10 protein-coding genes and 1 tRNA gene are annotated in these 12988 nt (G+C 63.1%); 5 read left to right on the forward strand and 6 right to left on the reverse strand.

Annotated features, from left to right (window positions below; genetic code table 11):
* Positions 1–10: 10 nt before the first annotated feature.
* Positions 11–1156, forward strand: a complete 1146-nt coding sequence (locus CLV41_RS03475; RefSeq protein WP_208987250.1) for a divergent polysaccharide deacetylase family protein — start codon at positions 11–13, stop codon at positions 1154–1156.
* A gap of 9 nt (positions 1157–1165) precedes the next feature.
* On the forward strand, positions 1166–1696 hold the full coding sequence (locus CLV41_RS03480) for an RNA pyrophosphohydrolase (protein ID WP_103221512.1): 531 nt from the start codon (positions 1166–1168) through the stop codon (positions 1694–1696).
* Positions 1697–1954: 258 nt separating this feature from the next.
* On the opposite strand, the gene CLV41_RS03485 is transcribed toward CLV41_RS03480, so the two are convergent.
* The 3 genes from CLV41_RS03485 to CLV41_RS03495 all read right to left on the reverse strand — a co-directional run bounded on the left by CLV41_RS03485 (position 1955) and on the right by CLV41_RS03495 (position 6199).
* Entirely contained in the window at positions 1955–4135 is a 2181-nt protein-coding gene (locus CLV41_RS03485) for a hypothetical protein (protein WP_208987251.1), read from the reverse strand.
* Positions 4136–4289: 154 nt separating this feature from the next.
* Entirely contained in the window at positions 4290–5435 is a 1146-nt protein-coding gene (gene queG, locus CLV41_RS03490; protein ID WP_235867044.1) for a tRNA epoxyqueuosine(34) reductase QueG, read from the reverse strand.
* A 71-nt stretch (positions 5436–5506) separates the two neighbouring features.
* The gene (locus CLV41_RS03495) at positions 5507–6199 is read right to left on the reverse strand and encodes a glutathione S-transferase family protein (RefSeq protein WP_103220850.1); all 693 of its coding nucleotides are present in this window, start codon (positions 6197–6199) and stop codon (positions 5507–5509) included.
* Between the two features lie 252 nt (positions 6200–6451).
* Between CLV41_RS03495 and CLV41_RS03500 the strand changes: the two genes are divergently transcribed.
* Complete coding sequence (locus CLV41_RS03500) at positions 6452–7258, forward strand: undecaprenyl-diphosphate phosphatase (protein WP_103220851.1); 807 nt, start codon at positions 6452–6454, stop codon at positions 7256–7258.
* Here CLV41_RS03500 and CLV41_RS03505 read toward each other — a convergent pair.
* A complete protein-coding gene (locus CLV41_RS03505) occupies positions 7250–8278 on the reverse strand; it encodes a helix-turn-helix transcriptional regulator (RefSeq protein WP_103220852.1) in 1029 nt (342 codons plus the stop codon). The genes CLV41_RS03500 and CLV41_RS03505 overlap by 9 nt on opposite strands.
* A 245-nt stretch (positions 8279–8523) precedes the next feature.
* On the opposite strand from CLV41_RS03505, the gene CLV41_RS03510 reads away from it, so the two are divergent.
* Entirely contained in the window at positions 8524–8775 is a 252-nt protein-coding gene (locus CLV41_RS03510; RefSeq protein WP_103220853.1) for a DUF1127 domain-containing protein, read from the forward strand.
* 23 nt (positions 8776–8798) lie between these two features.
* On the opposite strand, the gene CLV41_RS03515 is transcribed toward CLV41_RS03510, so the two are convergent.
* Entirely contained in the window at positions 8799–10061 is a 1263-nt protein-coding gene (locus CLV41_RS03515; protein WP_103220854.1) for an MFS transporter, read from the reverse strand.
* Between the two features lie 1509 nt (positions 10062–11570).
* Entirely contained in the window at positions 11571–12545 is a 975-nt protein-coding gene (locus CLV41_RS03520; protein WP_103220855.1) for a complex I NDUFA9 subunit family protein, read from the reverse strand.
* A gap of 189 nt (positions 12546–12734) precedes the next feature.
* On the opposite strand from CLV41_RS03520, the gene CLV41_RS03525 reads away from it, so the two are divergent.
* Positions 12735–12821 (forward strand) — tRNA-Leu (locus CLV41_RS03525).
* Positions 12822–12988 lie beyond the last annotated feature (167 nt).

Raw genomic sequence — 12988 nt, forward strand, 5'->3', positions numbered from 1 at the left:
TCAGGACGGTATGTCGAGCGAAGATCTCACAGCTCCCCTAGGTATGGGAAAACGGCGGCTTGTCAGGCTGCCGTTCGGTCTTATCGGTGCGGGCCTATTGAGTGTGATCGTCACCACCACGCTCGTCTGGGTCGCAGTGGTGGACGATCCGGTGGGCGGAGAGCCCGTTGCGGTTCTGCCGCTGGACGCCGTTGTCGAGGGCGTGACCTCCCAGGACATCGAAGTTGTCGAAATCCGGCCTGGTATCGGTGACGATCTGGGTCCCAACCTGCGACCTGAAACGAGCGGCGACCTGCTCGGTCCCCGTTATGAGATGGTTATGCGCCCGGACGGGCTGGGGCCGGACGCTCCCGTAACCGGCCTTTCCCTCAATCCGGACACGCGGGTGAGCGAACGCTCGGAACTCGGCTTTCTGCCGAAGGTCAGCGATGCCGGAGTGCGGCCGCTCGATGCCTATTCCCGGCCGATCGTGCGTGAATTCACCTCCATCCCCAGGATTGCCGTCATCGTGAGCGGATTGGGATTGAGCGAGACCGGAACCCGAAACGCCATCAGCAGCCTGCCGTCCGATGTGACCTTCGCCCTGGCTCCCTATGGAGAGGAACTGGACCTGTATATGCAGCAGGCCCGGATGGAGGGCCATGAATTGCTGTTGCAGTTGCCCCTAGAGCCCTTCGATTTTCCCGACAACGATCCGGGCCCCCATACCCTTCTTGTCAGCCTCATGCCGGACAAGATGGTTGAGCGGCTGGTCTTTCTGCTGACGCGCGCCACCAATTATGTCGGCACGATCAACGAAATGGGCGCCCGCTTCACCTCCACGAAGCCCTCCATGCAGTTCCTCATGGAGAAGCTGAAGGGGCGGGGACTGATGTTTGTCGACAACGGGACATCCTCACGCAGCATCGCGGCCGAGGTCGCCGCGGAAACGCGCCTCCCGTTCAGCGGTGTCGACGTGGTTCTGGACGAGGTGCCGCGGGAAGACGAAATTGACGCGAAGCTGTTGCAACTTGAAAGTATAGCTCGTGCCCGCGGAGTTGCTGTTGCAGCAGGCTCCGCGCTTCCGGTGACAGTGCGCCAGCTTGAAAAATGGTCTCGGGATCTTGAAGAACGCGGCCTGCAGCTTGTGCCGGTCAGCGCGACCATCGACAGATAGGTGCAGGGTGTGACGAAGCTTGAACTTGGACCGGGATTTCCGCAACCGGCAGGGGGGCTTCCGTACCGTCCCTGTGTCGGCATCATGCTGATCAACCGAGATGGAAAAGTGTGGATTGGCAGCCGTGACGATGGCTCCGGATCCTCCTCCTACGATTATGCCTGGCAGATGCCGCAGGGCGGCATCGACAAGGGGGAAACGCCGGAACGCTCCGCGCGCAGGGAACTTTACGAGGAAACCTCGATCCGATCCGTGACGTTGCTGGAAGAAGCGCCGGAATGGTTTGCCTATGACTATCCGCCCGAAGTCGTCCGGGCGTCGCGCAAGGGAAAGTATCGCGGTCAGGCGCAGCGCTGGCTTGCCTACCGTTTCGACGGCTCCGAGGACGAGATAGACGTCCTGACCCCTCCGCACGGACATTCGGCTGAATTCAACGCCTGGCGCTGGGAAGACGCCGCGCGCCTCCCGGATCTGATCATCCCGTTCAAGCGCCCGGTTTATGAACGGGTCGTCGCGGCCTTTTCGCACCTCACGTCATGAGCGCAACGAACTCGGGTTGAACGGCGGCCAGGTTTCTGCTCGCGGTCGATGAAGGCGCGGCAGGCTCCTGGAAATCTTGCATTGTATGGGAGCAACCGTTGGTGTCCGGTTTCCTCCCTGTCTCCCCCCAGGGCTATCGCATTGACCCGGAAAGTTGCCACAAATACGGGTGCACCCCCGCCCCGACACCTCCCCACAAGGGGAAGGTGCAGGCATTCATCATAGATTGATCCGCAAAGGAGGCGATTTGCCTCTTTTTCAGTTCGCCTCGATGTTCACATTGAGGAGAACGGGCAGCACCTGGGGAGTGGCCATGCTGCCGAGGATCTGCGCCATCGGCACCGGATTTTCAGGCTTCAGCGTCACCCTGAATTCCCTCGGGTCCTTCAGGAATGCCGAAACCGCCTCGCTCACCATCCGGGTGAAGGCCTCATTGCCGATCACCGCTGTCGCCTCGGTTGCCTGGGCCACCAGGGCCTCGCGGAAGACATTTTCCGGAATGCCCTGCTGCTCCGCGACGTGGGCAAGGCCTTTGGCTGTCAGTCCGCCATCCTTGAAGACCACCGACGCATCGACGAATTGCGCGACGATCGCCGCCATTTGTCCCTGGCCCTGGGGATCTTCGAACAGGGCTTTCGGCACATTGGCGAACCGGGCGGAAGCTTCAGCCTTTCCCAGCCCCTTGATATCCAGCATCAGGCGCTCCAGGCGCAGCTCCAGCGTCGCCTCGTCCCAATACAGGCGCGTCTCGTCCGACCAGTCGAGTGTCTCCAGACCGAGTGCCTGAAGGAGGGCCTTGGTGTCCTCGTCCTCGATGGCGCTGACGGGAACCCGGATGCCGTCATTCTTGACGTAGAGGCTTGTCGGGACCGGTGGAACGGAGGTGGACAGGGTCATCTCGGCCTTGCCGATCTGGGTCCGGCCGATTTCCGGCAGGTTCACATCCAGACCCTCGATCTCGTATCCGAAGGAGCGCGGCAGAAAGGCGCGTGCAACGTCGAGCGGATTGCTTTCACCGTAGTTCGGATCGGCCATCAGCGTGGCGATCATGGCGCGCATGGGCGAATATTCGGCGAACTCGATGTCGCCGATCGCGGCCCAGTCGAGCTTCACGGAGCTGCCTTGGGGAAGCTCGGGCGCATCGAGACCGACGATCAGCATCTCGCCGATCCCTTCGGAGCTGATGTCGGTCATCGCCATTTCCCTGATCGTGATACCGACATCTCCGTCACCCGGCCCGGCTGGGCCGGGTGACGGAAACTCGACGGAAATACCGCTGATCCTCGCATCGGCGATGGCAAAGGACCGGTAGAACTGAAAGACGCCGGCAATCAGCTCTTCCGGCGCGGGGGCTTTCTTGTTCAGCAACTGGTCCAGCATCGACAGCAGAGAGTTGCCCTGCTTGACGACCGTGATATCGCGGATCGATCCTCTCTCGACAGATGTCTTGAGCGCCTTGCCATCGGGCAGATCCTGCGAGCTTTCATAATCGACCATGGAGCCGGAGCCGATCAGCGTCTCCTCCTCACCCGTGACCGGAACGTCCGGATCGAACAGATCGACGATGGCGGCGGCGTCGATATCCCGGTAGACGGTTTTGCCCTGCCGCGTCGTCTGGCGCAGCATCCTGCCTGTAGCCGGATCGAGCGTGCGCAGGTCCTGGGTCATGAGATCGATGGAATATTCCCCGATCCAGCCTTTTTCGGCATCCGCCATGCGGTAGCCGTCCAATTCGGAGGTTCCGGAAAAGGCCAGCGTCTCCTTGCCGTCCGTGCTCGCATGGCCTTCGAAGGTCAGGCCGGTGCTGTCGATCCTGACCTCCTCATAGGACGTCAGAAAGAGCGCTTGCATGAAGGGCAGCCAGCGGCTGACCGGATGATCGGGGTCTTCCGCCGGTATTTCCGGCAGGGTAAAGCTGTAACCGGTCGCGGAAATGCCCGCCAGCCGGCCCTCGACCTTAAGGCGGCCTTCGTTCTCGACCGATCCTGTCACCAGAAGCCTGGTGTCGTCGGAATGGGTCCAGCTCCCGGTCTTGAAATCGCCGTCCTCGTGGATCAGTCCGGTAATGGCGAGCGAGCCGCTGGACATGGAAATGGCGAAGGCCAGATCCCTCGGTTTCGAAGGAACCATATCCTTGGCCCCGTCTTTTCCGGACGCCTCCGTCTCTTTCGGCGGAAGGTTCCTGATTGTGCCGCTGAAAGTGTAATTCGGGTTCGTCACGGTCAGCGTGTCGCTGGCCTCGTCATAGGCGACGGCGCCGGTTTCAATCTCGACGCCAAGCTTTTCAAGGCCTTTGACATAGGCGTCGAACGCCGCGGTTCCCTTGTCCTGCGCGAAGGCGGCTCCGGAGACCAGGATCAGTGCGCCGCAAAGGGCGAGGAGCCGGGCGGAGGCTTTCGCCAGCTTAGGCCGTGAAGTGGATACAGGCTGAGAAAACAATATCATGGCTCCAGAAAGGATAATCGGAAATGGCCGGATGAATCGCGGCCGGGTCCGATTAAAGGAAACATTTCCGACCTTTCCATGACTATGACCCAATCTCATCACGGCGTCGAGCCGCTCCCACTTGAGGACGCCGGTGGTTTTCCGGTTCTCAAAGCCGGTGCGGTGCCAGCCATTCGGCACGGACGGTTTCGTCGGTTTCCTGCGCCATTTCCCCGGGTCTGACGGCCAGGACAGATTGTTCGGGCGCCAACCGGCGGTAGGCCCAGACCGCGGCGCCTCTGACGACCGGATCTGCGTCCTTCAGCAGCGGCCGGACCTTGTCCAGCAGGACAGGCTGCCCGGAATTGCCGGCGGCGATCAGAACGTTACGCAGGAACCGGCCGCGCCCGATGCGCTTGACCGGCGAGCCGGAGAAGAGAGCCCGGAAGGCCGCGTCCTCCAGGGACAGCAGGTCCGCCAGCTTCGGATTTTTCAGATCCTCCCGCGCGATCAGCTTGGCTTCGCGCGCGGCTGAGGCGAATTTGTTCCACGGGCAGGCGGCAAGGCAGTCGTCGCAGCCGTAGATCCTGTTGCCGATCGCCTCGCGGAATTCGCCCGGAATGGGGCCGGGATGCTCGATGGTCAGATAGGAAATGCAGCGGCGGGCGTCGAGCTGATAAGGCGCGGGAAAGGCGTCGGTCGGGCAACTGTCGAGGCAGGCCCGGCAGGAGCCGCAATGGTCCTCTTCCGCACCGCTCGGCGGCAGGTCCAGCGTCGTGAAGATCGCACCGAGAAAGAACCACGAGCCGAGGTCCCGCGAGACCAGGTTTGTGTGCTTGCCCTGCCAGCCGAGCCCGGCGGCCTGCCCGAGCGGCTTTTCCATCACCGGGGCGGTATCGACGAAGACCTTGACGTCGCCGCCGGCGCGCGACACCAGGAAACTCGCAAGCTCCTTCAGGCGCCCCTTGATGATGTCGTGATAATCGCGATGGCGGGCATAGACCGATATTCCGCCGCTGCTCCTGTCCTGCAGATGGGCAAGCGGATGATTTTCGGGCGCCGCGTCCGGTCCGTAGTTCATGGCCAGCATGATGACCGATTTGACCTCCGGCCACAGGTTGACCGGCGCTGAACGGCGCTCCGCAGTTTCGGCCATCCAGCCCATGGTGCCGTGATAGCCCTTGTCGAGAAAGCGGCGCAGACGGTCCCCGGCCTCCGGGATGCCGTCGGCCGGCGCGATCCTGACATCGTCGAAGCCGAGGCCGGATGCCTTCTCGGCAAATGCGGTCAGGAGGTGTCGTTTTTTTTTATCCAAGACTGTCTGCAGCGCGTGTTGGGTCACGGACCTGGAAGCGGGGTCCGCTCCCGACCCTATGGCTCGACAGCCTAAAAATCCAGATCCGCGTAGGTTTGGGCGGGCGGCATGCCCAGCACCTTCTCGCCCAGAAGCGGGCGCATGCTGGGGCGCGATTTCACCCGGGCGTACCAGCTTCTGATGTCTTCCTCGTCGCTCCAGGAGACTTCCCCCAGATAATCGGCGCAGGACAGGCAGGCGGCGAGGGCGAAGTCGGCGAAGGACAACCGGTCCCCGGCCAGCCAGCGGCGGGCGGCGACGAGATAGGCGAAATATTTCAGATGGTGGTGGATGTTGGCCCTGGCGACCCGGAGCGCGGCGGAATCCGGTTCACCGCCACCGACGGATTTCGGCATGATCTGCTTGTAGATGCGCTCGCGCACCAGGTGACCGACCACTTCCTGATCGAATTTGGTGAGGCTCCACTCCACCAGCCGCCGCGTTTCGGCTCTGGCGTCCGGATGATCGGGCATGAGGCGTTTGTCGGCGACCGCATACCCACGGGTTTCGTCGAGATATTCCATGATCGGACCCGGACCGCAGATCGAGGGACCTTCGTTTTCCACCAGGACCGGAACCGTGCCGGCCGCGTTCAGCATGAGAAGCTGCTGCGTCCGTTCCCAGGGGTTGATGTGGTGCTCCTCGAACGCGGCCCCGTATTCACTGAGGATGAGTCGCACGAACCGGGACGACGGCGAGAACGGATGATGGTAAAGCGTGAGCATTTAGCGGTTTAGAGCCTGAACTGTGGCGAGACTAGGTCACGCCTTCATAAAAAAGTCCGAAACGGCGTGCTGCGCTTGCCCGCGGGACCGCGCAACGCGGCGCATTCGCCGGATGGGAACACCGTATTATCGGTGAGTTTGACTCAGATATGGTTATCAAGGGTTTGACGACCCGCGATTGCACCGTCAAATAGGCGGCATCCGGATTCGCGTCGCGGATTCTATCAAGCCGTTTTGGAGAAACGACAGGCAATGGACGGTCAGACGATTGTACACGCTCTTATTCTGGGGATTGTCGAAGGACTGACAGAGTTCATTCCGGTATCTTCCACCGGCCACATACTTCTCCTCGGACATTTTCTCGGCTTCGAGAGCACCGGCAAGACCTTCGAGGTGCTGATCCAACTCGGCGCCATTCTGGCGATCCTGTCGGTTTATTTCGCCCGGCTCTGGAACCTGTTCATCACCCTGCCCAGCGATCCCACCAGCCGCCGCTTCGTCGCCGGTATCCTGATCGCCTTTCTGCCGGCGGCCGTGATCGGCGTGATGCTGCACAGCTTCATCAAGGAAGTCCTGTTCGAGAGCCCGGCGCTGATCTGCTCCACGCTGCTGATCGGCGGCGTCATTCTGCTGTGGATCGACCGGCTGCCCCTCAAGCCGCGCTATACAAACGTCATGGACTACCCGCTGTCGCTGTGCCTGACGATCGGCTTCTTCCAGTGTCTCGCCATGGTGCCGGGCGTCTCCCGCTCCGGCGCGACCATCGCCGGTGCCCTCCTGATGGGAACCGACAAGCGCTCGGCTGCGGAGTTCTCGTTCTTCCTGGCCATGCCCACCATGGCCGGGGCCTTCGCCTACGATCTTTACAAGAACCGCAACGTGCTTTCGATGGACGACGCGGTGATCATCACCATCGGCTTCGTCGCGTCGTTCATTTCCGCCGTCTTTGTGGTCAAGGGCCTGCTGGACTTCGTCTCCAGGCACGGCTTTGCGCCCTTCGCCTGGTGGCGGATCTTTGTCGGCCTTGCCGGATTTGCCGGACTTTATTTTCTAGGCTGAGCGTTCCAGCGGCGGCCCGGCGCCATAGAGCGCCGTCAGCTCCGCCAATTCCTGCGCCAGTTCCCGCCGCAGGCCGTCCGGCCCGATGAGTTCGGCGCCCGGGCCGAGCCAGCGGACCAGCGGCAGGATACGCGCCGGTTCCGTCGACGGAATGCTGATCAGCACCTTGCCCTCCTCCGCCGGGGTGAACACCGCGTGGCGGTAATACCAGTCGGTGCTCAGCTTCTGGGCCTGGCGGGAGGTGATCAGGATCTTGGCGATCTCCTCTTGCTGTTCCCAGCGGCGCATCGCGCGTGAGAGCCACGTCCCGCCGAGCAGGCTCTGGATGGAAAAGTCCTTGTCGGGCCGGAAGAAAAGCCCGCTGATTTCAAGGCCGCGCACCCGGTCGGCCCGGTAGACCTTGACAAGATCCGTGTCCACGCAGCGTCCGGCAAGATACCAGTGATCCCGGTCGAACATGACGCCGCGCGGTTCGACGTCATGGGCCTTCACGGTCTTGCGGGAGGGGTTCACATGCTCGAACCGCACGCGCTTGCCGTCCAGGATGCCGGCCATGAAACCGTCCAGCGCCTTTTGCCAGTCCCCGCTCGGCTCCGCCTTGGTGCCGGAATGGAAGATGTCCGGCGGGATCGGCTCGATGCCGACAATCCGTTCCGCATCCTTGAACAGCCCGTGGACGCCTTTCGGCAGCGAGGCGAGCAGCTTCTGTTCCGCCGAGGCGAGGTCCGCCGCCAGCGGCACCATCCGGCTGGCGCGCACCATGGCCATGGCGGCCAGCAGCGCCGCGGTCTCGTTGCGGGTCAGGGCGACGGGCGGCTGCAGGTAGCCGCTGGCCAGCCGGTAGCCGCCTTCCGCGCCCCGTTCCGCGTCAACAGGAACGCCGAGGGCGATCAGCCGGTCGATATCGCGGTAGATCGTCCTGAGCGACACCTGGAAGCGCTCCGCCAGCACCGTCGCCGGTATGAGTTTGCCGCCTGTCAACAGCAGCAGGATGCCGAGCGCGCGTTCAATCGGGTTCATCGGATGGCCCCATGGGAGAGAATCTCGAAAAAAAGCATATCCCGCGAACATAACGAGATCAAACCTGACTCCCTGCTGTCAGGATTGGCCTGTCATTCTCTTTTTGTCCCCGAAGATCGAAAGAAGAAATCGGGTAACTACCGTCCCGCCCTGCTTTCATCGATCCTCCATGAAGGTTGCGGAGTTGGCCGGTTTGAAAATGTGAGAGCCTCCGGCCCGCGCCGGAATGCTCCGGGAGAAGTGAGATGAGCGTTGAGATCGATACTGTATTCCACCGCCGCGCGCGCAGCCGCAGTCTTTTGGTGTCTGGCCTTCTGGTGTCCGCCCTTGGTGTATTGGCCTCCGAACTGCGGCGCTATTTCCGCCGCAGGGCGACTGCCAGGGCTTTGTCTCATCTGACGGCGGACGACCTGAAGGACATCGGCCTGGTCCGCACGGAGTTCGGCTACCGCGAGCTGCATCACGACCGGCTCGGAGCCGACTACTGGCACAAATGACGGACTTGCCGGCGGCTGATCCGTCAGCCGCCGGACCTGCGCGTCAGCGCCTTGATGTCCGGCTTGTTCCAGGCCAGGAACATCACGGCGAGCGCCGCGATCGAGACCGCGATGACGCCGTAGAAGGGCAGGTCGAGGTCCAGGCCGATCAGGTCGCCGCCGAGCAGTGACACCACGCCCGCATCCAGGGTGAAGACGGCGATGGCCACGCCCATCACCCAGCCCTGTTCGCTATCGTCGACGGACGCCGAATACAGCCCGAGAAAGGTCGGATAGGCGATGCCGAAGACGAAATAGAAGCAGAACACCGGAATGAAGGTGAGGATCGCCACGGGCGATGCCAGGAAGGCGGCGGCGGAGACGGCCCACACCACAAAGGTCACCGTCAGGATCGCCTCCTTGCTGAAGCGCTTTTGCGCCGGCACCACCAGGAAGGTGCTGGAAAAGGCCAGCGCCACGCCGATTGTCAGCATCACCATCGAGCCACCCAGCGTGCCATAGCCGAAGCGGCTGCTGAGATAATTGTCGACGAAGATGTAGAACGACATGTTGGCGAACTGAAACAGCACGAACACCGCCGTCAGCCGCATCACCTTCGGATACTTCCTGATCTGCCACAACAGCTCGACGATTTCCGCCGGACGGAAGACGAAGGGCGGCCGGTCCGCCTGCCTGTCGTGTTTGTCGCGGAAGGCTGCGAGCACCAGGATTATGGCCACTCCCACGAGCGCGAAACACGCAAGGAACGGCAGCTTCACGCTGGCGATACTGCCCGCGAAAGCGGGATCCGACAGAAAGCCGCCGATGATCGGCCCGCCGACCAGCCCGAAGCTGATGCCGGTGATGATGTAGCCCATGTTGCGGTTGCGGTCTTCGTCGTCGCTGCTGGCGTCGATCATCGCGGCCTGGGCGATCGGCTGGTTGCCGGCGGTCAGCCCGGTGATCGCCCGCCCCACGATGAGCAGCGCGAAGCTGTTCAGGTAGAGCGCCAAGATGGACAGCGCATAACCGCCGAGCGCCCCGAAGAGGCAGATCAGGATGGCGTTCCTGCGGCCGATCACGTCGGAGAGCTTGGAGACATAGGGCGCGCCGAAAAACCAGCACAGGAAGAACACGCCGATGATCAGCCCGTAGTCGAAATGCCGCGCCGCCTCCGACGTATCGCGCGCCAGCATCGGCGAACCGGTGTCCATGATCAGCCCGTTGAGGATCGGAAACACCAGCCCCTGGCCCAGCATGTCGACAAACACCACAAACAGCAGAGTGAATTTCGCGGCAAATGACATCGGCGCCCCTCGGCAAAAGAACCGATGTCATCCCATCCCAAAACGGACCGAATTGCCAGCCCTGAATTTCCTCGAAGCACTGCCACCCGCCGCGGCCTGATCCCCTTCCCCCTTGTGGGGAAGGGCCAGGGAAGGGTCAGGGAAGGGGGTACACCGCGCAGCGGTATCCGGCCCGAGTCTCAAACCCCCGGCCTCACCCCAAGCACCGCGCGGGTCCCGGATCAAGTCCGGGACAGCGGAAGGAGGTGGCACCGCCCCGCCTCACACTCAGCGTCATCCCCGACTTGATCGGGGACCCAATCCACGCTTCCACAAACGAGACCCCCCGCAAGGCGCAGGGCCTATCCGCGTGCTTTTCCAAAAAAGCATAGGCTCTGGAAACCAATGGATCCCCGATCAGGTCGGGGATGACTCCCGGAGGTGGTTGCGGGAGGCGCCCGCCGCGGCCTGATCCCCTTCCCCCTTGTGGGGAAGGGCCAGGGAAGGGGGTAACCCGCGCTAGCGGTATCCGGGTCTCGAACCCCCGGCCTCACCCCAAGCATTGCACGGGTCCCGGATCAAGTCCGGGACAGCGGAAGGAGGTGGCACCGCCCCGCCTCACACTCAGCGTCATCCCCGACTTGATCGGGGATCCAATCCACGCTTCCGCAAACGAGACCCCCCGCAAGGCGCAGGGCCAATCCGCGTGCTTTTCCAAAAAAGCATCGGCTCTGGAAACCAATGGATCCCCGATCAGGTCGGGGATGACTCCCGGAGGTGGTTGCGGGAGGCGCTGCCGCCCGCCGTAGCCTGATTCCCTTCCCCCTTGTGGGGAAGGGCCAGGGAAGGGTTAGGGAAGGGGGTAACCCGCGCAGCGGTATCCGGGTCTCAAACCCCCGGCCGCACCCCAAGCACCGCGCGGGTCCCGGATCAAGTCCGGGACAGCGGAAGGAGGTGGCACCGCATCGTCTCACACTCAGCGTCATCCCCGACTTGATCGGGGACCCGATCCACGCTTCCGCAAACGAGACCCCCCGCAAGGCGCAGGGCCTTTCCGCGCGCTTTTCCAAAAAAGCATAGGCTCTGGAAAGCAATGGATCCCCGATCAGGTCGGGGATGACCACCGGGAGGTGGGTTGGCGAGGCAATACTGCCCCACAACCGCCGCGGCCTGATTCCCTTCCCCCTTGTGGGGAAGGGTTAGGGAAGGGGGTACACCGCGCAGCGGTATCCGGGTCTCAAACCCCGGCCGCACCCGAAACGCTGCGCGGGTCCCGGATCAAGTCCGGGACAGCGGAAGGAGGTGGCACCGCCTCGCCTCACTTTCAGCGTCATCCCCGACCTGATCGGGGACCCGATCCACGCTTCCGCAAAGGAAAAACCTCGTAAGGTGCAGGGCCTATCCGCGCGCTTTTCCAAAAAAGCATAGGCTCTGGAAACCAATGGATCCCCGATCAAGTCGGGAATGACACCGAGGAGGTGGCAATGGAAGGTGGGGCGACCACCGGCAGGCGGCCGCGAGCAGACCGCTTCAAGCCGGGCGGTGCGCGTCGTACTGGCCGTGTTCGCGGTAGCGTTCCAGATAGGTCGGCAGCACGGCGGCGAGCGTCGCCTGGGCGATGCCGAGGCCGTCCAGGGTGCGGCCGTCCGCCTTTGCCGCCGAAGAGACGACATTGTCGGTCTTCAGCAGCTCCACCTGGTCGGCGGTGAACGGCGCCATCGGGAACATCTGCAAGACCTTGCCCATGGCCGAGGCTACGGGGAAGGGGATCGGCAGCAGCGTGCGCGTGCGGCGGGTGACCTCGAGCGTTTCTTCCAGGCACTCGCGGAAGCTCTTGATCTCGGGCCCGCCGAGCTCATAGACCGCGCCGGCGGCCAGATCGCCGTCGACGGCACGCGCCGCCGCTTCGGCGACATCGCACACATAGACCGGCTGGAACTTCGTCTCGCCGCCGCCGATCAGCGGCAGCACCGGCGAAAAGCGCGCCATGCCGGCGAATTTGTTGAAGAACTCGTCTTCCGGTCCGAAGACGATCGACGGCCGCAGGATGACGCTGCCGGGCAGGGTCTCCAGCACGCCGGCCTCGCCCGCCGCCTTGGAGCGGGCATAGGCGGAGGAACTCTCCGCGTCCGCGCCGATGGCGGAGATATGCGTGATGCCGGCAAGACCCGCCGCGCGGGCCGCCTCGGCGATGGCGCGCGGGCCGAAGGCCTGCACCGCGTCGAAGGTCTGTTTGCCGGAAGGCGCCAGAATGCCGACCGCGTTGACGACGGCGTCCGCGCCCAGAACCGCCCGGTCGACGGACCAGCGGTAGCGCAGGTTCGCCTGCACCGCCATGATCTGCCCCGGCATGCCGAGCGGCTGCAGGTGCGTCGCCAGATCCGGCCGCCGCACGGCCACCCGCACCCGGTAGCCGCGCCTGGCCAGTGCCTGGACGATATGGCGGCCGAGAAAGCCCGAGCCGCCGAAAACCGTGACGAGTTTGCCGTTAAGGGAAGTGGACATCGTGAAATGCCTTCTGTCGCGCCGAAAATGAACTGTCCTGCCCCGGGCGTTCGCCCGGCTCTCACCAGTCTCTTAGCCCTTTGCAGCCGGTGTGTGAAGGGCCGGCCATGACCTTGGGAGCAATGAGCGCAAAAAGTAGCATTCCATGATTGACAACCCGTAACCTCCCCCTTACAAGCCCCCCTCACAGCCCAGGTGGCGGAATTGGTAGACGCGCTAGCTTCAGGTGCTAGTGCTCGAAAGGGCGTGGAGGTTCGAGTCCTCTCCTGGGCACCAAATTCCGGTTTCGGACGGACTGCCAAAGTCCGAAACACTCAAAAAAGCTCCGGTTCGCCGGGGCTTTTTTTGTTTGTGGTGTCCGGTGTTGTCCGGTGGGGTGTGTTGGTACTATTGTCGATCTGAAGCCCATTTTGACCTGCGATGAGTTGGTCTTAGGACGGAGC

Origin of the sequence: Roseibium marinum (assembly GCF_002906165.1) — a bacterium.
GTDB classification, from domain to species: domain Bacteria; phylum Pseudomonadota; class Alphaproteobacteria; order Rhizobiales; family Stappiaceae; genus Roseibium; species Roseibium marinum.